The sequence below is a fragment of the Leptospira fletcheri genome (assembly GCF_004769195.1).
Lineage (GTDB): Bacteria > Spirochaetota > Leptospiria > Leptospirales > Leptospiraceae > Leptospira_B > Leptospira_B fletcheri.
The window spans coordinates 247805-269734 of the sequence record NZ_RQET01000009.1; the positions used below are offsets into that span (position 1 = coordinate 247805).

At 42.3% G+C, this 21930-nt stretch carries 27 protein-coding genes; 7 read left to right on the forward strand and 20 right to left on the reverse strand.

Going from position 1 to position 21930, the window contains the following annotated elements:
* Positions 1 to 79: 79 nt before the first annotated feature.
* From EHO60_RS13260 to EHO60_RS13315, 12 genes are all read right to left on the reverse strand, one after another.
* Positions 80 to 571 (reverse strand): restriction endonuclease subunit S, encoded by a 492-nt coding sequence (locus EHO60_RS13260; RefSeq protein ID WP_135768675.1) that lies wholly within the window; start codon positions 569 to 571, stop codon positions 80 to 82.
* 177 nt (positions 572 to 748) lie between these two features.
* Positions 749 to 949, reverse strand: a complete 201-nt coding sequence (locus EHO60_RS13265; RefSeq protein ID WP_135768676.1) for a hypothetical protein — start codon at positions 947 to 949, stop codon at positions 749 to 751.
* A complete protein-coding gene (locus tag EHO60_RS13270) occupies positions 918 to 1544 on the reverse strand; it encodes a type I restriction enzyme HsdR N-terminal domain-containing protein (protein ID WP_135768677.1) in 627 nt (208 codons plus the stop codon). Before EHO60_RS13270 ends, EHO60_RS13265 begins: the two co-directional genes overlap by 32 nt.
* A 434-nt stretch (positions 1545 to 1978) precedes the next feature.
* Positions 1979 to 2254, reverse strand: coding sequence for a type II toxin-antitoxin system RelE family toxin (locus EHO60_RS13275; RefSeq protein ID WP_135768678.1), 276 nt, complete (start codon positions 2252 to 2254; stop codon positions 1979 to 1981).
* A complete protein-coding gene (locus EHO60_RS13280) occupies positions 2244 to 2486 on the reverse strand; it encodes a CopG family transcriptional regulator (protein WP_135768679.1) in 243 nt (80 codons plus the stop codon). Before EHO60_RS13280 ends, EHO60_RS13275 begins: the two co-directional genes overlap by 11 nt.
* A 335-nt stretch (positions 2487 to 2821) precedes the next feature.
* Positions 2822 to 3130, reverse strand: coding sequence for a CopG family transcriptional regulator (locus EHO60_RS17280; RefSeq protein ID WP_246028313.1), 309 nt, complete (start codon positions 3128 to 3130; stop codon positions 2822 to 2824).
* 35 nt (positions 3131 to 3165) lie between these two features.
* Positions 3166 to 3333, reverse strand: a complete 168-nt coding sequence (locus tag EHO60_RS17285) for a BrnT family toxin (RefSeq protein WP_246028314.1) — start codon at positions 3331 to 3333, stop codon at positions 3166 to 3168.
* A 299-nt stretch (positions 3334 to 3632) separates the two neighbouring features.
* Positions 3633 to 4874, reverse strand: coding sequence for a hypothetical protein (locus EHO60_RS13295; RefSeq protein ID WP_135768680.1), 1242 nt, complete (start codon positions 4872 to 4874; stop codon positions 3633 to 3635).
* A gap of 183 nt (positions 4875 to 5057) precedes the next feature.
* Positions 5058 to 6344: an AlbA family DNA-binding domain-containing protein gene (locus EHO60_RS13300; RefSeq protein WP_135768681.1), complete on the reverse strand. Its 1287-nt coding sequence runs from the start codon at positions 6342 to 6344 to the stop codon at positions 5058 to 5060.
* Between the two features lie 149 nt (positions 6345 to 6493).
* Entirely contained in the window at positions 6494 to 7039 is a 546-nt protein-coding gene (locus EHO60_RS13305) for a hypothetical protein (RefSeq protein WP_135768682.1), read from the reverse strand.
* 298 nt (positions 7040 to 7337) lie between these two features.
* Positions 7338 to 8060, reverse strand: a complete 723-nt coding sequence (locus EHO60_RS13310) for a glycoside hydrolase family 25 protein (RefSeq protein ID WP_135768683.1) — start codon at positions 8058 to 8060, stop codon at positions 7338 to 7340.
* Between the two features lie 254 nt (positions 8061 to 8314).
* Positions 8315 to 8533, reverse strand: a complete 219-nt coding sequence (locus tag EHO60_RS13315) for a helix-turn-helix domain-containing protein (protein WP_020768744.1) — start codon at positions 8531 to 8533, stop codon at positions 8315 to 8317.
* A gap of 93 nt (positions 8534 to 8626) precedes the next feature.
* On the opposite strand from EHO60_RS13315, the gene EHO60_RS13320 reads away from it, so the two are divergent.
* On the forward strand, positions 8627 to 8974 hold the full coding sequence (locus tag EHO60_RS13320) for a helix-turn-helix transcriptional regulator (protein ID WP_135768684.1): 348 nt from the start codon (positions 8627 to 8629) through the stop codon (positions 8972 to 8974).
* 118 nt (positions 8975 to 9092) lie between these two features.
* Here EHO60_RS13320 and EHO60_RS13325 read toward each other — a convergent pair whose 3' ends face one another.
* From EHO60_RS13325 to EHO60_RS13340, 4 genes are all read right to left on the reverse strand, one after another.
* Positions 9093 to 10262 (reverse strand): hypothetical protein, encoded by a 1170-nt coding sequence (locus EHO60_RS13325; protein WP_135768685.1) that lies wholly within the window; start codon positions 10260 to 10262, stop codon positions 9093 to 9095.
* Positions 10259 to 11119, reverse strand: a complete 861-nt coding sequence (locus EHO60_RS13330; RefSeq protein WP_135768686.1) for a protein kinase domain-containing protein — start codon at positions 11117 to 11119, stop codon at positions 10259 to 10261. The genes EHO60_RS13325 and EHO60_RS13330 overlap by 4 nt, the downstream gene beginning before the upstream one ends.
* Positions 11120 to 11467: a hypothetical protein gene (locus EHO60_RS13335; RefSeq protein ID WP_135768687.1), complete on the reverse strand. Its 348-nt coding sequence runs from the start codon at positions 11465 to 11467 to the stop codon at positions 11120 to 11122.
* A 237-nt stretch (positions 11468 to 11704) separates the two neighbouring features.
* Positions 11705 to 12514 (reverse strand): tyrosine-type recombinase/integrase, encoded by an 810-nt coding sequence (locus EHO60_RS13340; RefSeq protein ID WP_246028315.1) that lies wholly within the window; start codon positions 12512 to 12514, stop codon positions 11705 to 11707.
* 842 nt (positions 12515 to 13356) lie between these two features.
* On the opposite strand from EHO60_RS13340, the gene EHO60_RS13345 reads away from it, so the two are divergent.
* Positions 13357 to 15885 carry a histidine kinase N-terminal 7TM domain-containing protein gene (locus EHO60_RS13345; RefSeq protein WP_167880220.1) on the forward strand — a complete coding sequence of 843 codons (2529 nt, stop codon included), beginning with the start codon at positions 13357 to 13359 and terminating at the stop codon, positions 15883 to 15885.
* A gap of 10 nt (positions 15886 to 15895) precedes the next feature.
* Here the strand turns inward: EHO60_RS13345 and EHO60_RS13350 are convergent, their stop codons facing one another.
* From EHO60_RS13350 to efp, 4 genes are all read right to left on the reverse strand, one after another.
* Complete coding sequence (locus EHO60_RS13350) at positions 15896 to 16579, reverse strand: SDR family oxidoreductase (protein WP_135768688.1); 684 nt, start codon at positions 16577 to 16579, stop codon at positions 15896 to 15898.
* A 7-nt stretch (positions 16580 to 16586) separates the two neighbouring features.
* Positions 16587 to 17222, reverse strand: coding sequence for a methylthioribulose 1-phosphate dehydratase (mtnB, locus tag EHO60_RS13355; RefSeq protein ID WP_135768689.1), 636 nt, complete (start codon positions 17220 to 17222; stop codon positions 16587 to 16589).
* On the reverse strand, positions 17223 to 17756 hold the full coding sequence (locus EHO60_RS13360) for a 1,2-dihydroxy-3-keto-5-methylthiopentene dioxygenase (RefSeq protein ID WP_135768690.1): 534 nt from the start codon (positions 17754 to 17756) through the stop codon (positions 17223 to 17225).
* Between the two features lie 116 nt (positions 17757 to 17872).
* Positions 17873 to 18439: an elongation factor P gene (efp, locus tag EHO60_RS13365; RefSeq protein ID WP_135768691.1), complete on the reverse strand. Its 567-nt coding sequence runs from the start codon at positions 18437 to 18439 to the stop codon at positions 17873 to 17875.
* A gap of 159 nt (positions 18440 to 18598) precedes the next feature.
* Here efp and EHO60_RS13370 point away from each other — a divergent pair, with 159 nt between their 5' ends.
* From EHO60_RS13370 to EHO60_RS13390, 5 genes are all read left to right on the forward strand, one after another.
* Positions 18599 to 18919, forward strand: coding sequence for a hypothetical protein (locus tag EHO60_RS13370; RefSeq protein ID WP_135768692.1), 321 nt, complete (start codon positions 18599 to 18601; stop codon positions 18917 to 18919).
* 276 nt (positions 18920 to 19195) lie between these two features.
* Positions 19196 to 20311, forward strand: coding sequence for a KamA family radical SAM protein (locus tag EHO60_RS13375; protein ID WP_135768787.1), 1116 nt, complete (start codon positions 19196 to 19198; stop codon positions 20309 to 20311).
* Positions 20295 to 20837 carry a hypothetical protein gene (locus tag EHO60_RS13380; RefSeq protein ID WP_135768693.1) on the forward strand — a complete coding sequence of 181 codons (543 nt, stop codon included), beginning with the start codon at positions 20295 to 20297 and terminating at the stop codon, positions 20835 to 20837. The genes EHO60_RS13375 and EHO60_RS13380 overlap by 17 nt, the downstream gene beginning before the upstream one ends.
* Positions 20838 to 20941: 104 nt before the next feature.
* Positions 20942 to 21148 (forward strand): hypothetical protein, encoded by a 207-nt coding sequence (locus tag EHO60_RS13385; protein WP_135768694.1) that lies wholly within the window; start codon positions 20942 to 20944, stop codon positions 21146 to 21148.
* Between the two features lie 8 nt (positions 21149 to 21156).
* On the forward strand, positions 21157 to 21912 hold the full coding sequence (locus EHO60_RS13390) for a hypothetical protein (protein ID WP_135768695.1): 756 nt from the start codon (positions 21157 to 21159) through the stop codon (positions 21910 to 21912).
* Positions 21913 to 21930 lie beyond the last annotated feature (18 nt).

The window sequence follows — 21930 nt, forward strand, 5'->3', positions numbered from 1 at the left end:
TCAGGATCCTGATCGCGAAGCGTTCGGGTGAATCGGTTCGTAAGAACTGGACAAGCAAAGAATTTAGGAAAAAACACAATTAATCTCTAATCTTTAGCATTTGATTCATTTTGTCTAATGACTGTTCAGTTAACTTGATAGCCTCCAATTTTTTCTTCATTGCCTTATGAGCTTCTACGTTGATTAAATCTGCTTGTTCCTTTTGCTTTTTAGTTCGCGGCATAGGAACAAGTATACTTTTTGTTTGTTCTTCCGTTAATTCATCAACAACGGCACCGTAAATTTTCGATGTTAACTGAGCTTGACCAATAGGGGAATTCAAAAAAGCATAAAGATATCCTGAAGTGCATTTTGTTTCATCCGGGATTATTCGCAAAATATGTTCAGAGGCAGCCCATCCATCCCAATCATCTTCACATAAAGCAATTCTTCCGAATGTCCCAGAACGAGTTACAAGAATCCAGCCTTTCTTGATAATCCACGATTCGACATTTTTATGGGCGGATTTCGAAACATATTTTATGTCTGCCGGTTGAAAATGAACAATATGACTTCCTTGTAAGAAGGGCAATCCATGTGACTATTTTTCAACATTTCAATAGCATGAACTAACCGAGGGTTAAAATTACTGGCATCAATACGTAAACTTTTATCACTTTTGATTATTTTCGAAGATATCGAAAAATGCTCCACTTGTGAAGAGAATAGTTCAGCTGAAGATAAATTTGCCGGCGTTTTAATTTTCATCTTATACAGTAGTTAACCAATTATGAAAGGCATTGCTCACAATTGGGATTTCATCATCCAATGTTGGGAATCCGTCATCACCTATAATTTCAAATTCTTCTGGAGTTTTGTAAAATATAGGATTCCCTCGTTTATCACGACCAGCTGTTTTAGGGATCGCCATAAATATTTCATAATCTGGTAATACACCGAGTTCCGCCAATCTTTGATCTTCCTTCGATAGTTTTTGCAATAAAGGCTTCCGCTTTTTGCAAACCTTGATTCGCATATATATAATTATGGCACCTACGAAATGTAGATTTAAGATCAATTGCTGGCACGAGATCTTTAAATATTGGAGGGCGAGGCTCTAAATCACCGTAATAAGGAAGATCTGTAGTTTCAATAATAGAATTATCTTCCATTTTTTGAAAAACATTCTTTTCTGAACCTGCCCACAAGCCATATTTACATAAAGATGAGGCCGCCATGTAAGACTTTAACTGTTCAATACCTTCGGTTTTATCCTTTGGTAAAACGTCAGAACGTTTAACTTCTATTATAATAAAAATATTTTCCTGTATTTGCTTTGAGCCATGGTTAAAAATTACTATATCAGCTCTTTTTGAACTGACACCCATTTTAATTTTGAATTCAATTGCGATACTGGATTTAGAATAGCCATATTCTTCGACTAAGCTCCTTGCCCATCGTTGACGAATATGTTCTTCAGGTCTGTCGGCTCTTAAACTTCCAGTTATATAGCATTTAATCTTACCAACCGGAACTAAAGGGACTACATTATTTTTATTTGCCATTGCTACCAGCTTTTAGATTATCAAGCCTTTCACTTGTATTCTATTATTATGTCAACTAGTCGATATAGTCTGAGGGTTGATTTTCTTGTCAGCTTTTTTCCTTCAAAATTTTGTGAACATCTGCCATAGCTTAGGCCGAGTCAGCCTCAATTCTATCTATAAAACAGATCCCTTTGAATTTATTTATGCTACCCATCACTTCAGCCTAAATGGACGCAAAGCCAGCCAAGGACAGCTGGCGTCTTAAATGAGGGGCGCGGCATGGCAGATAACGACCAAGGCTTGACGACGTTTCGCGTGTGCGTAAGCACTTGGCGCGAGACTTGCCACCGCAAGGCGAGTGACAAAGCGAAATGTGCCGAAGGCCAAGCGAGAGTTGCAAAGCAATCTCGAAGCGCGGCGTCAGAGCCGACAGTTAGGCGATGCGACCACCTCTATTTGTAACTATCTTTTCTTTGATCTATATCAACAAAGATTATTAATAACTCGTTATCTTTAATCAAATAAAATAAACGATATTTACCAATTCGATATCTATAAAGACCATCAAACTCGCCTTTCAGCTTTTTGATATTAGGTCCAAAAAATGGATTCTTTTTAAGGATTGGATATACATAATCTGTCAGTTTCTTTTGAAGATGAGAGAATTGCCTGTCTTTGAGCTTGTTTTGAAATTGTTCCGTCTCTGCTATTTTATATTCAGCGGACAACTTTATACTTTCCTTGAGCTGCTTCTTTAAGACCTTTTTTCAAAGAAGAAACTAGCTGCTTATTTGAAAGGATTTCCTCCATTTCTTCATCTGAAGCATAAAACTCATTTGTAAGATATTGAATGGCAGCATTTTCAACAAAATTTGAAATAGTACGTCTTTCACCTTCAGCTGCTTTCTTAAATATATCATAAATCGGATCTTCAATGCGCAATGTGATTGTCTTAGACATATTCATTAAACCTGCATTTTTATTCAAAATATAGCATTATAATTCAAATGTCAAATTACTTTTTGTAACCTTTTCGGGCAAAAATCTTGTCCTTTTTAGTTTTACAAAAGAATTTGGCGGTCGTTTCGCCTAACGACCAAGGCTTGACGACGTTTCGCGAGTCCGTAAGGACTTGGCGCGAGGCTTGCCCTGCAAGACGAGTGACAAAGCAAAATGTGCCGAAGGCCAAGCGAGAGTTGCAAAGCAATCTCGAAGCGAAGCGTCAGAGCCGATAGTTAGGCGACGGCTCTGCATCTAATACTGTAAAATTAAGCCATGGATGGCGTCACAAAGACTTATTTATGAGCATAATGCTCTGTATATAAATCCAAAACCCTTTTAATCATAGTTTGATAAGGTACACCAGATCGCTTAGATTCCTCTTTAAAAAATGAAATACTTTTTTTACTTAAGATTATCGTTACTCTAGAATTATCTTCTTTCAAAATAAGTTTATTCGGAGGAGGAAGAAAATCCTCAACAACCTTAGAAGATTTAATTGAAGATGATATAGATGCTGGCGCATCACTGTATTTTATTTTCTTTTTCATAAACTTTCTTACCTTGCCTCCAATAACCTGCCCCAAAGATTCTGATTTTACCATTTCTAGCAGTAAATCTTACCGTTGATACATTCGAATCAATTAGGCCAAAGCAGTAATATCTTTTTTTCAGATTCAGAAGAATGCGTAACATCTAGTGTAATAACCCTATTCGGATCCAAGAATGCTCTTTGAGCTTCAAAGAAATCAATTCCATGCTTCCGCAAATTTTCGTCATTCTTTGCAGAATCCCATTCAAACTCCATCTGGCTATAATATAAGCATTGGTGAATCTTTGTCAATACATATAATTATGCATATTCATATGTGTATTTTGATTTTCAGAACCATATTTTATAACGCGGGCATGGAAGCCCGCAACACTTGAAAAGAATACTGTGCAGAGCTGTTCGCCTAACGACCAAGGCTTGACGACGTTTTGTGACGGCGCGAGTTTGCGCATGCAAACGAAGTGACGGAAACAAAATGTGCCGAAGGCCAAGCGAGAGTCGCGTAGCGATCTCAAAGCGAAGCGTCAGAGCCGTAAGTTAGACGACGTGCAAAACTAATTGAATATAATTACTTGTTCCGAAATTCTTTGAATAAGCGGAACCCACGGACGTAATTTTAAATTATTCTTTGTACCAGGTGCTATAATTAAGCCTAGACGACTTTCTCGACCATGAACTAATGCATTTCTAATTTTCCTTAAAGTATCTGGAACCTTAGGAATCCAAGTCGATTTAAATGCCTCAATTGTTGTATTACTTGAAATCAGTGGAGACAATCTAAATCCCCCATCGAATTCAGTTGGATTAGAAAAGAAATCGATATTCTCTTGAATTTCTTTCCAAATTATTTCAGGATCAGTAAAGGTTTCTACAACCTTGTTTATCTTTGCTTCATCATTTTGCTTAATGTCAGTTATCGCATCTAATATATTTCTGCATATTTCCTCCGTCTTAGATAATAAAACAGGGGATTTAAGTAGCATCGTCACCTTTCTTTTAACATCCTCTTCTAAAAAATAAAACGCGGCGTATTCCAAAATTTGATACGAATAGAGATACTTAAGTCGAATGCCTGATTCTCGGGCAGATAAGGCTAAATCAATTAGAAATGGGTCTTTGCTTTGTGCTTGTATCCTACTTGGAAATCTTTGATCGATTAATTGAAGTTGTGGATTCGGTTTCCCCGAATTATCGCGATCAGGATGGATAATTATATTTGGAGCCTTTCTATCATAATAAGACATATAAAAGTTTAGATGTTTAGCAAGTGAAACAAGCTTTTGCTCATCATACACTTCTATGCCTTCTATAAAAAAGGAAATCGGTTTTAAATTCTCGAAATCAGGTGATGGAAATGGAGGTTCAATATTCTCAGTCGATGAAAGTGATTGAGTATACGCATTTAGTAAAAATAAATTTCGATATCCAAGATTTGTTTCCTTGCCAGATGGCCTAAATACATTAGCGACCAAAAGGAGTCTATCACTAGAATCTTTATATGAGCATTTATAAGTTACGGAGTCGAATATAAATTCAAAATTGTCATCTTCAAAATTTGCATCTTTGCTCTGCAATGTATAGATAAATTCTAAGCATTTTAAGTCAGAATGATACAAAGCGGTAAATTTGTATGGGAGCACCAAGTTATTTAAGCAATCGTAGATCTCTTGCTTTTCTTGAATATATAAGTGGATAGATTCATCATCCCATGGAGATTCAACAATCCATTGTTCATTTTCTTTCTTTAATGAAGATTGTGAATTATTTCTTAAAAATGTTCCTAATTCATTTTCCATTTTGAATCCTTATTTTTTGCATGTCGCCTAACGACCAAGGCTTGACGACGTTTCGCAGGTCCGTAAGGACTTGGCATGAGACTTGCCCTGCAAGACGAGTGACAAAGCGAAATGTGCCGAAGCCCAAGCGAAGGTTGCGAAGCAATCCTGAAGCGCTGCGTCAGAGCCGATAGTTAAGCGTAGTCACCCATTATTTAACAGTTGACTGACAAACCTTTTGTTATCTTCGGAAACGATAGTTCTTATTTGAAAAATTATTAGAGCCTTTTCATATCCTCTATTTATAATATCCAATGAATCTGTCTGAAGATTGCTCCTAAAGAATGTATCGTTAATTAATTCAATTTGATATTCAGAGCAAGGCTCGCCATAAGACATTCGATTTACTAATGAGTAAATACGTTTTTTCAAAAGATTTTCTACCTTAAGATAAACCTTTACCTTTCCGCTACTGAATATCGTTGATAAATTGAATGCGAACTGCAATGAATTTGACATAGTCCGGATGAGATCATCTACAAACAACGGGCGGTTCGGAGGATTAGGGTAAGGAAACTGAGGACTTTCATCTAAATATTCAGTCCAAGGAATAAAATGATAAATAAAATAGCCTTTTTTATGAAATATCCATTTTCGAAACTGGGTATCTAAATAAAGAAAATCGTAAGATTGTTTAATTGAATTCCTTTCTTGATAGTAAATCGGAAAATTATTGAATGTGTCATTAATAACAGTGCTATTTAAGATTTCATAAAGGTCACTTGATTTTTCAAATTGCTGTTCTGCTTCAGGAAAATAAATTTCCAAAGAATACTTACAGTGATTAGGGAAATCTTTATGCAAAGTACTCCTAAAATTAACTTCATTACTGCTGATAGAATGATAGATTTCATTCAGTATCGTCTCTTTAACTTCAACTATTTCATTTTTTCCGTTAAAAATCCTTTCGATATCAGCAAGCAAAAGGCCAGACCTCTTTATTACACTTCGATTAATGATACTTCTCATTTCTTCGACAGTTCTAATTTTTCGAGTCTGTCTGCCTTCCGTGCGAATTAATATATCGCCAGTGTTAGCTAAAGGCTTCCCTTTTTGATCTTGAAGATCTTTTTTTACAATTATTGGTTCACTTGAAAACTCTTGGACTTTAATGCACAAGACGAACTTATTATCTATTTCAATAAGATAAGGTGTTATGCTTGGCAGAGTAGAAAGTCTCTCCTCCAAATATAAGGATAACTTCGTAATTTCCCAAGTTTCAATAATTTCCTTTGTCAATACTCCATCAATTTCTCTTTTATCATCGACAATCCCTATCAAAATATGTCCGCCACCGTTTGAATTAGCCATACTAGCAATCGACATTGCTATATGTGCACGAAAGTCACCTTCAAATTTGGAAGATTGCTTGAACTCAACGTTCAAAAGTTCTCCCGCTTCAAGTAGAGATATTAAGTCATTTTTATTCATAAGTATTTTTGGGTGATTGCGCCTAACGACCAAGGCTTGACGACGTTTCGTGAGTGCGAAGCACTTGGCGCGAGGGTTGCGTAGCAATCCCGAAGCGCTGCGTCAGAGCCGAAAGTTATACGCCGGTTTAGAAATATTAAAATAAATTCTTACGCGCCTAATGGATTATCAGATCGTTTAACCCTTTCAAACGCTAACATTGATTCGAATAAGTCATCTGGTTTTTCTTTTCTAATTTCGACATAAGAAACATACCCGATTGTATCCACACCTCGGTCGAAGAAAATTCCCGCACCCTTTTCTTTTAGATTGTTTTCTTGAGTTTCCGAAATTTCGAATCTAATTGTTTCAAGCAGATAGCCTTTATTTTCGCCAACAATCATTGCATACACATTTAATTTATAATTGCCTGCAAGAAGATAGAATCTTGATCCATCCTTAGGAAGCAAAAAGTGATGATTTAAAACTACCCCGTTCTGTCCTACAAAAAGACCGCTACCGCGTGACAGATTATCTTTTTCGCCGTGGACCCAGATATTGAAATTTTGGGAAGTTTCTCCTCTTTGCAATTTTACATACATGTTTTCTATCAATCTTCCCTTATTGCTAGTACAATAAATTAAAGATTTGAGATAAACCTTAAGATCATCGTTTGACCCATCCGGTCCCAAAAAGAAAAGACTCGGGGCTGTCATTTTAATTTTGCCTTTTCAGAATAGGGTCAGCCAAGCCGTTGTTGACGAAATTATCAAAGATAAGAACGAAAAGAAGAGAGAAATAACTTTGTCACTTTCCATTTGTTAATATTCTCCAACTAATATTTGATTTTCTAAACTTGCGTATAACGACCAAGGCTTGACGACGTTTTGTGACGGCACGAGCTTGCTTTGCAAGCGAAGTGACGGAAACAAAATGTGGCGTAGCCCTAGCGAGAGTGTGAAGCATCTCGAAGCGCCGCGTCAGAGCCGTAAGTTATACGCTGAGGCGGCTGAATTATCTTAAATTAGTAAATTTAGTTAGAGTATCTAAATTTCCATTTAAAACATTTAAATCAACAGGGCCATCAATTCCATTAATCCTAGCGGTACTTTTATACTGCCAAATTACCCAGTCAATGGAGGAAAAAGTATTCGGATGCATAAAGATGTTTCGAATCCAAATAGGATGATTAAAGAAATTACCCTCAAGGTATTTTTCAATGAATTCATTAGTTAAATAAAGAATTGTTTTCGTATTATAGTAAGTATCAATTATAGAAAGGAAAATAGAAATCTCATTCTGAACATTTTCAATAGGCGGTCTATCTTTGCAATTTCCAACAAATTCAAGATCAACTACTGGAGGCAAAGAATCTACGAGCTTTGGAACAGTTTGAATGAAATTTTCTGCTTGCTCGGATCCTGTTCTACACAGTGTGAAGAAATGATAAGCCCCAACTTTGAAGCCATGCTTTTTGGATTCACTCCAATTTTCCAAAAAGGATTTATCTTTAAAATCCCCTCCTTCCGTAGATTTGATGTAAACGAAAGAAATGTCCTTCTTAGAAACTAAAGCCCAATCAATTTTCCCCTGATGATTTGAAACATCGATACCCCTAATAGGATATTTATCTTCTGATGGATAAACAAACCATACTAAACCTAGATCAAGAGCTTTATATAAAAAGAAAGCAACGATACCACAAACTACTATTAGAATAGTGATTTTTTTAATCATAATTTAATTTTGCCGCCTTTGCGTATAACGACCAGTAATTGTCGAAGTTCCGCGAGTCCGAAGGACTTGGCGCGAGGCTTGCGTATGCAAGACGAGTGACAAAGCGGAATTTGGCAAAGCCCAAGCAAGGGTCGCGAAGCGATCCCGAAGCGCCGCGACAATTTTTAGTTATCTGCTGTGCCGCGCCCCGAATTCTAACCGGCGTAGCCAAGGAAGGCGAAGCCGGTTAGGGAACGCCAATAGAATTACGGTTTTCAAATATCCAGTAAATCTCTGGGTTTTACTTTTAATCGTTTAGAGAGCTTGAAAATTGAGTTGGCTGTGAAATTTGCCCTACCCGCTTCAATATCTTGCAAAGTTCTTACAGGAACGGCGTAATCGCCTTCATCCATATTTTCCTGAGTAAGGCCCTTATCCTTCCGAACTTTTTGAATATTCTTTCCGACTTTTAATAAAAATTCTTCAAAATCCACACACGGTATATTGCGGCATAGTTGACAAAAAGTGAACGCAGTATACCGTGGGACACGTATTCTTTACGAATCTCTGCTCAAAAAGGTTCCTTTATGACGAGAAAATCTAAAAACAAGTCTCAAAGTATTGTCCGAAAATGTCCTAAATCGGAAATCGTAAGGAAAATTTCCGACGAAGAAAAGAAAGCATTCTATCATCAACTTAAAGCGGCGAGAATAGAAGCGAATCTTACTCAAGCACAAGTGGGTAAAATGATCAAAAGGAGCAGAAGCCAAGTTTCTAAGATAGAATCTGGTAAATGTAGGCTATATATGGATGAGTTCTTAAAGTTTATGAAGATTTATAAAAAATCTCCTTTCTTCTTTTACTCTGTATTTACTACAAATGAAGTCATTAAATCATCAAAGAAAGCCCGAGTAAAATCTGCGAAGCAGTTTTAACGAGGGCAATTAGAGCAAAGTTAAAATAAGATTTTGCGCCCCGATCGCGAAGCGTTCGGGTGGACCGGTTCGTAAGAACCGGGACAAGGCATTGTTAAGTAAATATTTTTAATTTAGCTTATTTTCTAGCAGCTTTAAATTTACCAAGAGCCTGCCGCCATGGACGCAGCCACCGACCATCATTCTTTTTTTCGTCCATCAAAATATCTTCCGATTCTAAGGCTTCCCAATTCGACTCCGCCAGTTTAAGCCAATCAGAAAGTACTATACCGGGATTTGAAATCTCTTTCAAATATTTGTGAGTTTCTGAAAACCAAGAAAGATAATGCCGCCAAGAATGAGAAAGCCATGCCTTCTCAGGATCTGTAACAAGCTGCTCTTCGATAATTTTACTCCATAGATTGCTGGAATATCCTGTTCCAAGTATCGAACTAAGTTTAGAAGTCTTAATTCGAAAATAATCCGTCTGGCGCAAGAAAGCCATGTATCCTTGCTCAAACCAATAGGGTAATTGACCGCCGCCAGACTGTTCTGTAGGTTCTTCGTATCTTGAAGAAGTAAATCTTCTCAAATTAAAAAATTTACCACTCGCGCAAGAAGATGCACCTGCTACTATATATAGGGGCATTTCCGTGCCAGAATGTGATACTATTATTTCTTTTTCGAGATTAGCTAAGGAATATATCAATTCCATCGCATAGAAAAGCATAGTCTCGTTATCTATTTCATTTCTCGGATCCTTATCCCAAAGAAATACTAAATAATAGCCTTTATAGTCGCTATTTGAAACAAGACTTGCAATACGATAGATTCTCTCAATATTATCGATCGTCGGTAAATGCACTATAACAGTTTGATAAACTTCAACACCTTTTGATTTTTCTAAAATTGAAGCTCCAATGTTCGAAATTAACGAATAATACTCATCGTTGCTTGAATTTCGAGTTAATGGAGCGGGAGTTGCTGTCTTTTTAATACCAATCTCAATACAAAAAGAGGAAAGTTTATCCGATAAATTCTTCCACCATTTCAATGAAGAAAGATCCGATGTGTCCATATCATCGGGAAAGTACGGCTGTTCAGTTAGTTTTTGCCTTTCAGTCGCGGGAAAATATAGTTGAGGGTCAAGTAATACCGAATACCCTTTTTTAATATAATCAGCTGTGTCGCTCGCCAACTGGTCCGGCAACCTGTTAACTGGACTAAGAATAATGCCTGAAAATTCTGATAACCCCTTTTCACCGACCAAATTTTCTGAATGATGACCCATTTGCAAAAAAGCTTTCATACTATTAAACCTGTAAATAATTCAACTAACTTATCTGGTGACGCAATTCTGTGAACCGGCCATGGGGAGAGCATTTTAGCAAGGCATCCAAAACCAAATTCATTCAACTTTTCAACGTTTTCGGCTGGCATTATTTTGCGTTCATAAACATTAACAATAGCTTGTGTAGGATTTCCAGATCCGACTTGAAATGGGTGAAATCCTAAAAGGCAATAAGAAAGAGTCAATGCAACTGAAAATTGGTCGGATCGCCAATCAATCATACTTTTATCATTATTTAATTGTTCAGGCGATGCGAATAACGGAGTCCCTGGTCCATGGACAAGCCATGTTCCGGTAAGAGAATCTTCAGAAAGATCTCGCACTAAACCAAAATCCGTTAGGACTGCATTACAATTATCGGCTGATCTAAACATAATATTTTCTGGCTTAATATCTCTGTGAACCAGATTTAAATTCTTTAATTCTTTTACGGCTACTGACAACTGCAGACCAATCTGTCCGATTTCTGCCCTTGTTAAACTCTGGTATTCAAGCTTTCTTCTTAAATCTCCCCCGTCGAAATATTCTTCTATTAAGTAGTGATAATTCTTACCTGATATGTCAGTATATGAATCGAATTTATATAGCTTGCCAATTTGAGAGACATTGCATTTCAGCATCGAATCTATTTCGCGGGATTCTCTTTCTGGATGAGTCGCGGATGGGTCTGCAATTTTCAAAGCAACAAATGAATTATCATCTTTTTTGCACTTATAAACATCTTTAAAAGACCCATTCCCGACAAAAGATTCAATGAGCAAATTTTCCTTTTGTGCGATTTCACGAGAGATATGAGGAAATCTTTCGGGCTTCATTTAATAATTAGATTTGATAAAACGCTTAGCCTCTTCAGTAATCCAAGGCTGCACTGGAACATTTCGTTTTGCAGATAGAATAACGCGAACTCCTTCCTTTGGAGTTATTGTACAAATGCCAACACCATATTTTTCAAATTTTTCTAAATGTTTTCTAATTCGTTTTTCTAAAGCACCAGGAAATAGAACATAAGAATAATGAGCAAAAGATTTATTTCTATAGGCTTGGTGAAATGCTTCTTCCCATTTTTCAAGCTTAGCTTCCAAAGCTATCAAATGATTATTTCCCAATTGAAGAATGACGTCAGGTCGTCCTGCTTGCCAATTGAACTCCAATGCCATTCCCATACAGGAGAAAGGTATTTCCTTCTTGTTAATCTTTCTTACAAAGGACTTAACCAAATCGTACTCACTATTGTACATTTCTAATACCCTTAAACTTGTACATCATTTGTCAACAACCTATGAATCGCCAGCCACGGACGGCAGGTGCTATATTGAGAGGCGCGGCATGGCAGATGACTCCCTATCTCCGCAGTTTCGCATAACCCACTAAAATAGCCAAAAATCCGAACGCTCGTAAAATCAGAGATCCATGTCAAGAGGGCTTTTGATCCGAATAGCGTTTGGATCCGTAATGCGCGCATATATTTCCGTCGTCTTGACCGATGCGTGCCCCAAGAGCTTTTGGATCACTTTGATGTGAGTACCGGATTCCAAGAGATGAATCGCAAACGCATGACGAAGGTCGTGTATCGAAACCTCTTTTCTGATATTCGCTCTTTCTTTTGCATTGGAAAAAATTTTCTCGGCGGAGCGAACGCTAAGGCTTTTCCCGCAAACCATTCCCTGAAAGATCCAAGAACTTTGGCCTTGTCGCGAGATGATTTCAGCCAGCTCTTCCCTGCAAGTGTCGGGTAAAAGAGAAAATCGATCCTTTTTCCCTTTCCCTTGTCGGACACGGATCATTCTTCTCTCCCAGTCAATGTCTATACCTCTAAGCCTTGTCAATTCTCCTACTCTTAAGCCAGCCCCATAACAAAGCTTCAATAAAAACTTATGCTTAGGATTCTCTAATGCGTTTAAAATCCGAGACACTTCGGATCTGGAAAGCGATTCCGGAATACGCTTCTCCCTTTTAGGGGAGGAATAGAACAGTAACGCAGAAATTCCGATTACGTTATTATAATAAAATTTAAGAGATTGCACCAGCGCTCGCATTGATACCGAAGCCAGATTCTTCTCATAAAGGATCCTATCGAGATAAGATCTTAGATTCTCTTCCGTAACATGATATGGGTTCAACTCCAAAGAACGTAGAAATGCTCTATTATATAAAAAATACGCTTTTAAAGTCTTCTTGCTATAATTTCTCCTCAAAAGCTCCGTTTTCAATGGTAGCAATAGAATCTCCAAATCTGCATCAATTCTTTTGCCGTATTTAGAGACGAGTTCGGAAAGAAACGGCTCCGAAAATTGGAATTTCCAATGCTTTAAGTTGGGATCCCAAGTTGCCTTCCTGTGCCGACGAAAATCTTGAACCAAGTTTGAATTGAAAGGAGAATGAACGGCCACGAAAGCGTGGCCCATTTTCCCAAATTTTAGAAATCTCTATGTGCGGAGGATAGGTCGGAATTTAAAAATACTATACATATATATAGCATATTTCCACCCCATAGCTCTGCCCCTTGGGTCCCCAGAGGCATTTAAAATGCGTAAATCTCTGCCGATCCGTCAAGGAGTTTTGACCGAAAAGTGTTTAAAATTGTAAAAAAGAGGCGCATAACGTAATTTTTCAATGTTGGTGGAGGAATTGTGAAAACTGTTTCTAAGTCGCAAAATCTGTTCCCCAAGAGGTGGCTGGAGTGGAGAATGGCCTATCCTCTAAGGAATGTTCTGCCGTTGGCGCGTGGAATCGGGTGGGATTGTTTTGAATTTTACAATATTCTTCTTTTCGATTTCTTGCGGGAGAAGCAGAGCGAACGAGCGGGGTTGCCGAAATTTTCAGGCAGCGAACTCCGATTCTTTGATTCGAATCTCTTTCCTATGATTGAGCAGCTTCACCCTATCCATCGCAGAGGAGCAACCCGTTCGGAAAAAATTGTGATCGGAACTAGTCTAACAAAAAAAATCGGTGCAAGAATACTTTCCTTGAAAGTTTCCGCTTGCATGCTTTCATTTCTTGCATCCGGCCTCTCGCCTTCTTTTGTCCGGTAGGAGATCCTCTTCATTTTCGCATGGATGCAAACGTTCAAATTTCGGTTTGGTTTCGTTGGACTCCTTTTGCCATTCTTCCCGTTTTTAGTTTCTGTCTTTCCACTCTGACCCTCCTACTTTCGATCCGGAACAGAAACAACTCGGGTGCAAAAGAGTTCATCGCTCTCTCACTCGGAATGACTCTTTACAACTTCGGTTATTTCTGGGAAATGGTCTCGGTTCGCGATCATGATATCATTTTCTGGGATAATTTCCAATTTTTGGGTCCGGACATCATGGTCGTTTCTCTCCCTCTCTTGGTGATGCGGATCCTCAATCTGGACAAATTCGTAAAGCCGATCACCTTGGTCCTCTTCGCACTCGTTCCGGCCGCAATCGAATATTCCGTTTGGTTCGGAAAACCGGAGTGGATCCGGTTGAGCTATTTCTTCGACGAGTCGGCGCCTTGGCGTGCTCTAGTATACGAGTACGGCCCGTGGATGGACGTCTATGTCTATAATTTTCTCGGTATTTTCTCCATCTGTCTTCTGGGTCTTCTGATCGGGGCCGTCTTTCAAAGAGGATTTTCCCGAATCCGCAGTACCATCATTCTCATCGGACTCTGCATCCCCTTCTTCACCCAAATCATGACCATAGGCAAATTCATGCCTTTCGTTCATTCCAAATTGGACATCTTTCCCGTCGCCGCCAGTCTTTCCTGTCTGATCTGGTTGTACGGACTCTTCTACTTCCGTATCCTGGACCTGATCCCTCTCGCACGGGACCGAGTCTTCGAATGGATCGAGGATGTGGTCTTCGTACTCAATCGCGAAAATTCCATCCTGGATTGCAACCAAGCGGCTCTGGATCTGCTCAAGGCCCCGCGTCTGTACGGGGACGCCAAGCTTTCAGAATTCCTTCCAGATCTATCCGAAGTTTTGGACCAAAGTTCCGCGGAAGGAAAGACGAAAGCGGTATGGAGATGCGCCAAATCCCATTGCCATTTCGACGTTTCGATCAAACCCTTGGGAGAACTCAATTCTTCCTATCGTATCGTAACCCTGAGAGACATGACGGAAAGAGTTCTCGCGGAACAGAAGATTTCGGAAAGAAGGGACATTTTACAAAGTATATTAGATTCTACGAAAATACTCTTTTTAGTTTTGGACGGGGAAGGCAGGCTGATCCTCCTGAACAAGGCCTGCTTGGAAATTACCGGGTACGAACTTTCACAGTTGGAGGGTCGCTCCTTTTGGGAACAGGTCCTCTTTCCCAAGGATAAGGAAAGAGTCATGCGGGTTTTCCGCCAAAGGTTCGGTCCAAAACGTTTTCCTCATAGAACGAATATCCGTTTGAAACGTCAGGACGAAAAATCCAGGTACACGACCTGGGAACACAAGGAAGTCCGGGACGAAAAGGGAAATCTCTTATACGTGATTTCTACAGGTGCGGACGTTACCGGCCTGGAGGAAGCGGAAGGCAGAATTCACACTCTCCAAACCGCAAACGAGGAGATCTCCTCCAAGAGCTCCATCATAGAAGAACAAAAGAAAGAGCTGGAAAAAACCCTACAAAACCTGAGGCAAACTCAGGCCAAACTGATCCAGACCTCTAAGTTGGCGGATCTGGGACAATTGGCCGCCGGAATCGCCCATGAGATCAACAATCCGATCGGGGCCATCCAAGCCGCGGGGCACAATATTCTCTCCTATTTGGGAAGGATCCGCGAGGGGATCCGATCGCATCTGGAAGGATTATGCACGTTGAGCCCGCCGGAATGGGATCTGTTCGAAAAATTCATCCACCTCGGGATCGAATCTAGAGAGATGACGATCGGACTGGAACGTAGAAGGCTCCTTGTTCAATTAAAGGAGGAAATGATCGAGTCCAAGGTTCTCTTACCGGAGGAGACCGCGGAATTGTTCGTGGATCACGGAATCGTTTCCAGGTGGAAGGAGTTCCTTCCGCTCCTGACTCTCCCGAAAACAAGGGAACTGCTTCCTTTCTTTTTGGATTTGCTGGGTCCGGAACAAAGCGTCGGCACGATCCGCACGGCAGTGGAGCGTTCCTCCAAAATCGTTTATGCGCTCCGAAGTTTTGCACATTTCGAGTCTTCCCACAGAAAACGTCCTTTTACTCTCAAAGACAATGTGGATACGGTTTTGACTCTTTACCAAAACCTATTCAAACACGGGGTAGAAGTCTCCACCGATCTGACGGAAGTTCCTTCCCTGCTCGGTTTCCCCGACGACCTCATGCATTTGTGGACCAATCTGATCATGAATTCCGTCCAGGCGATGAACTACAAAGGAAAGCTTGCGATTCGAGGAAGACTTTCTTCGGACCGGGAAGTCCTGGTTTCGGTAGAGGACAACGGCCCGGGAATTCTTTCGGACGTAAAAGGCAAAGTGTTCGACGCGTTCTTCACCACCAAAGCGCCGGGAGAAGGTTCCGGATTGGGGTTGGATATCGCCAAGAGGATCGTGGAAAAACACGAAGGCCGGATTTGGTTCGAATCCGAGCCGGGCAAAACGGTTTTTTACGTTGCGCTACCGTACCAACCGGCGTAAGTTTGCGACGTCACAAAATCCCTTTCTTAGGCAGGAGAACGATCTCGTCCAGATTGAAGGAAGGTTTCTGATCGGATAACCCTGCCAGAAATTCTGCGACGTCCTCCACCGGAATCATATCTTTCCGATCGAAGCCTTCCCTTCCGTCCCAAATCGGTGTGTCGATCGCACCGGCATACACCACGCTGACTCTGATTTCCCGATTCTTCCATTCTTCCCGGAGCGCCTTGGCGAATCCCGCGAGCCCGTGCTTGGAAGCGCAGTATGCGGAGGATTCCGGAAAACCCTGCCTGCCTGCGGTGGAGGAAAGATAACAGAGAAAGGATCCTTTTTGAAGTAGAGGACCCAATTCCCGGGTCAAAAGAAAGGGCGCCGTCAGATTCAGAAAGAGGTGTTTTTTCCAACTCTCCGGGTCCAAATCCTCGAGGGTGGAAAAAAGCCCGTCGCCGAATGTGAAATAAATCGCGTCCAACCTAGTCCAGGAAGATTTGAGTAATTTACAAAATTCAAATATACTCCGTTCGTCCGAAAAATCGCAAAAATGGTTTCGGCCGACACGAATCCCTTCGGATAAACCGTTTCCTCTCCGGGATGCTCCGATCGCTTCGACTCCGGAAGAAAGTTGCAGTTTTTTGAATATGGATTCTCCGATTCCGGAGCCCGCCCCTGCGACTAGTATCTTCTTGGCACCCATGGAAATTTTAGCGGGAAAGGAGCCAGACCTTCAGGATGAAATCCGCCGCTTCCAGATGACGATTTGCCTGGGTCAGGTCTTTTCCCCAGACAGTGATTCCATGATTCTCTATGACGCACATCGGTACCCTGGGTTTCTTTTCCTCCAAGTACTTCTGCAGAACGTCCGAAATCTCCTGGACCACCGGAAAATTATAAATCACGGGTGCGGAAACCTGAGGATTCTCGTCCCAGATTCCGAAGGCCTTGATGATTTCCAGGGAAGGCAGATTCCATTCCATCACCGGCCTTTCCCGGTTCACACCCGTCCGGATCAGATTGGATTCGGGAGTGTGAACATGGAGGGAACATCCCATTTCCGGAAAGGCTTTATAAACGGCACGATGGATGGAAGTCTCCGCCGAGGGTTTGAGTCCTTCTCTCCCTTTCCAGTTCTCCGGCACGGATCCGGTTTCCAATCGAACCGGCAAAAAATCCTTTTTGTCGAGGCGGTTCTTGTCCAGACCGCTTCCGCTCACCCAAAATAGGTTTCCGTCCTTAGGATCGCGAAGGGAAAGATTTCCTGCCGTCCCCGGCATCCAGCCTTTGGAATGGTACAGAACTCCCGATTTGACCAGTCGGGAGAGTTCTTTGGAACGGGACATTTAGACGAGAGCCGTCGTTTCTTCCACGTAGTTGGGAACCCAACCGCTCATGTCTTGGAAATACCGAACCGCTTTGATTCTTTTCTTCTCGTCCAGAGTGAACCAATGATTGGTGTTTTTCGGAACGGAGATGAAATCGTTCTTCTCCACTTTGACCAGGAATTTCTCTCCCGGCAAAGCGAATCCGAAGACTCCGGATCCGTCCACGATGTATCTTACTTCAGCATCCGTGTGGTAGTGCACTTTATCGAACTTCGCTAACATTTCGGCAAGGCCGGGAACGTTCGGGTGCAACACGATTAGATCCCTGGACTGGTATCCTTCTTCCTGCTTCAAAGTCTCGAAGCGATTGTCCAGATTTTTCAGGAGGGTCTCTTTATCGTCTTCGGAAAGCACTTCTCTATCGGTCAAGTTAGCGGAAGAATTCGGAACGATCCAATGGTCGTACTCGATTCCGCGTTTTTTCAGGAAGGACTGCACTTCCTGCTTCTCTTTGATTTCCGGTAATCCGGGTTTTTGGATGATGGTTGCCATTACCTTATCTCCTTGGGTGTCGTTCTTTTTCCCTAAAAAAGTCCCCGACCCGAACAGACCTTCTCTCGCTCCAAATTCCGAGCTTCATCGAAGGTACGTTTCTATTTGCCTTCTATCTACTTATTCACTCTTTCTACGTATGTCAAGTCCCGTAGGTCTATTTTGACCACGTCCCCTTGCTTCACGAAAATCGGCACGTTGATTTCTCCGCCGGTTTCCACCGTGACGCGTTTCAAAGCGGTTCCGGAAGTATCCCCTTTCAGGCCTTCTTCCGCATAAGTTACTTCCAAAATCGCGAAATTCGGAGGAGTCACTCCGATCGGTTTTCCTTCGTAAAAGGATACCTCCATCGCGGTCTCTTCCTTGAGAAAAGGAAGAATGTCCTCTAAGTATTCCTTAGAAACCGGAAGCTGTTCGAAGTCGTTGGTATCCATGAAGATGATGTCGTCTCCGTCGGAATAACAGATCGTCATCTGTCTTTTTTCCAAGTCCACGGATTCCAATTTCTCCGCAGCCTTGAACGTACGCTCTATGGAGCTGTTCCGGACCAGGTTCTTCAATTTGGTTCTGATGAAAGCCGATCCCTTGCCGGGATTGACGAATTCGCTTTTGACTACGGAGTAGAGTTCCCCCTCTACTTTAAGGACCATGCCTTTCCTGACTTCGGTGATTCCTAAGTTCATAAACGACCTAAAAAAAGGATTGCGCTCCTTCTATATCCGAGCGGGAAAGCGAGGTGTCAAGGAAAAAGAACCGGTTTTCCCAAAGCCCTTTTTTTGGTTTTTTTTTGCAGGAAAAAGGTTGCCGATTCGTTTTTTACCCGTCTATAGTACTGTAGACCTATGAAACGGTTCAGCCTAAACTTACTGGCTTCGCTTCTCTCCTTGCTTTTCGTTTCCGAATTGCTAGGCCAAGATTTCTCCGGGGGGAAGATGCGTGTTCTTTCCAAAAAAGCCCGGATCCAAGAGTTCAAAGAAATCGTTTCTTCCCATCATCCTCCTCTCTCTTCCGGAGAAGACGACAAGGGAGTCCTTTCCAGCATCCGCCCTCAGGCGGGCTTCGGAGCGGCGGATCGCTCCCATACGGATTTCAGAATCAAGGAAATCTTCGGTTCTCATCATACTTTATCCTATCGTTATCTTTTTCTCCCTCCTCCGGCTTGAATCGGAAATCCAGTTCTGTAAGTCCCTCAGGGAGGTTGTTCCCGGGAGAGAAGCGGCGGCGAATTTGGGCAAAAAATGCGCCGTCCATAAAAAAGCGGGAACCCGCTCATCCTTCTCCTAAGTCTCCAACCGAAATCGATGAGTCCACCTCCCCGAGGTTTTATATAAATATAAATTTCCGTCGGAAACCCTACCGGTTTCCGATTTTTTTTGAGGGATCTTAGGTTGACTTCCCCCCGACTCGCCAAAACAAGAGTGTTGCAGGGAGAAAAAACTCTGAGAACTTCGTCCGACCATCGCGAACAACTCACTCCAGTTTCCACCGATCCGGAATGGGAGAATTGGAAATGGCAAATCCAACATCGAATCCGGGACGAAGAAACGCTTGCCCGTCATCTGGAACTCACTTCCGACGAACGGGACTCTTTAAAGAAATGCGATGAGCTCTTCTCCTTTTCCGTCACGCCTTATTATCTCGGCCTGGCGGACCCGAAGAACCGCAACTGCCCCATCCGGCTGCAAGTCGTGCCTAGAAAAGAGGAATGGATCCCTCGGGTTTGGGACAGGCCGGATCCTCTGGCGGAGGAATCCTATATGCCCGTCAAAGGGGTCACGCATAGATATCCGGACCGGGCACTCTGGTACTTGTCCCATGTTTGCGCCGTGTATTGTCGTTTTTGCACCCGAAAGAGAAAAGTGTCCCAATCTTCCCAGACTCCCGACGGAGAAGACTGGAAACTTGCATTGGAATATTTCAAGAGTCGTCCGGAGATCCGCGAAGTGATCCTTTCCGGCGGGGACCCGTTGAATTTATCCGATTCCAAATTGGATTTTTTGTTAAGCGAACTAAAACGCATTCCTCATATCAATCAGGTTCGGATCCACACGCGTTATCCGGTCACTCTCCCGATGCGCATTACCTCGGAATTCTGCGCCGTACTCCGCAGGCATTTTCCCGTCTACCTAGTGACTCATTTCAATCATCCTAAGGAATTGACGGACTTTTCCAAGGAAAAGATCCGGATGTTGGTCCAAGACGGATCCGCTACGGTACTGAACCAATCCGTATTGCTGAAGGACATCAACGATTCCGTGGAAACTCTCGAGGAGTTGTTCTACGGTTTGACCTCGGCAGGAATCAAACCTTACTACCTGCACCATTGCGACGAGGTGTACGGTTCCGCTCATTTTCGGGTTCCGATTTCGAAGGGAGTGGAATTGATGAAGTCGATCCGAGGTAGGATCAGCGGGCTTTGCGTTCCTCTGTACGTCGTGGACCTTACGGGAGGAGGAGGCAAGGTCCCTCTTCCGGCGGAGTACTTGGAGGAGAAAAAATCTTCCTCTTACGTATTCCGAAATTACAGAGGGGATCTGTATGAAATCGGTTATTAGATTCCTGTTCGTTGTCGCATTGGTTTGGAATTGCAAAACTCCGGCGGGGGAAGGCAAGGCAAGCGTAGTGGAAAACCCGGCGGTGCTCCGCCTGAATTATGACGTGGTCTATTACGCGCAGGGAAATGCCGTGGTATTGGATTTCGGTCGTTTGTTCGCCAGAGGTTTGTATTACGACTGCAAGATCACCGACACCGCCTCCAACTTCGATCGATTCCGAGCCTCTTCTTATACCGAGGACAACGCGAACGACTTCCGCTATTTGGTTTCCGAATCGGAACAGGCCAAAATGAGCGGGAGGCAGTTCCAATATTTCCCCATGAAGGAAGACACCCGGTCGACCGTCTTTTCCGGCTGTAGACATTCCTCCTCCGCTTCCGAATCCTGCTACGTCCGTTGGGAATGGCAAAGGGGGAATTTTATCTTCGTATTCGAAACCGAAATGGAAAATAAGAAAGGGTTGAGCACTTTGGAGCTGGGAAAGGAATTCCACGATTTCGTAAGCCGTCGGATCCGGGCCTTTTGATATCGGAATTGCCTGTTTCCCATATTTTCGTATTTTCTTGACCGAATCCGTTCCGACAACTACCCTATCCGTCGAGGGGTCTGCCCCGGGGTTTTTGAGCGTATATGTGGTTGAAATTAGGGGATACGGAAGTCATTAATCTGGACTTTATTTCCTCTATCCGGAAGAATTCTTCGGGGAACACCATAGAAATCACCTACCACGACTTCAACCACGTAAAATCCCTGCCTTTCGGAGATGCGGAAACCAGGGACAAGGCATACAAAGCGATTTTGGAAAACCTTTCGCGGATGCGGCTTTTTTTCGAGTGATAGAGAAGATGGAAAAGATTAAGGAAAATCTCTCGAGCGTATCCTCCCTGAAACCGTTCGAACTTATTTTTTACGGCTCCCGCCAGAGAGGGGACGCGAACCCTTCTTCCGATTTTAATTTCTTTCTCTTGGCGGACCCTTCCGACCAGCTCAAGAGCAATTTCATCCGCGAAATCAACAAGGCGCTCGAACCTTTGCAGGAACAAGGTCCGGTAAACCTGGTCTCCGGAGATTGGGACAGTTTCCGATTGAGAATGAAAAGTTTCGATCCGGGAGCGGTTCACATCTGCGAATTGGGAGAACCCTATTTCGGTTCCGAATACTTCCCCATCATCAAGGAAGAATGGGACAAGACCAAGTTGGAACCCGTGGACGGGATCTCCGCAGGAAAATACCTTCGCAAAAGATACCGCTTTTTTAAAGGAATCGTTCCCAGGAATACGAAAGAGGACGTGATCCGGATGGAGAGGCTTTTGGCGATCTATCTCCAAAACTGGATGTTCCGTTATATCGGCGATCTGGGCGTGGGAGAAATCGTAAATTCCGACATCCCATCCCGGATCGGACCTATGTTCCGGATTCTCTACTCCAAGGAAGCGAAGGGGAATGTACTGGAACTCGTGGAACTCTATCACGAAATCGTAAAATTAAAGACGGAACTTCGGACTCCGGAATCCCCTTTTTCGGCCCAGCGTTTCCAACAGATCAAGGATACCCTCAGATTCGAAGAAAAAGAGATCCGGATCCTAAAGTTGAATTATTGATCCGGATCGTCCTCTCTG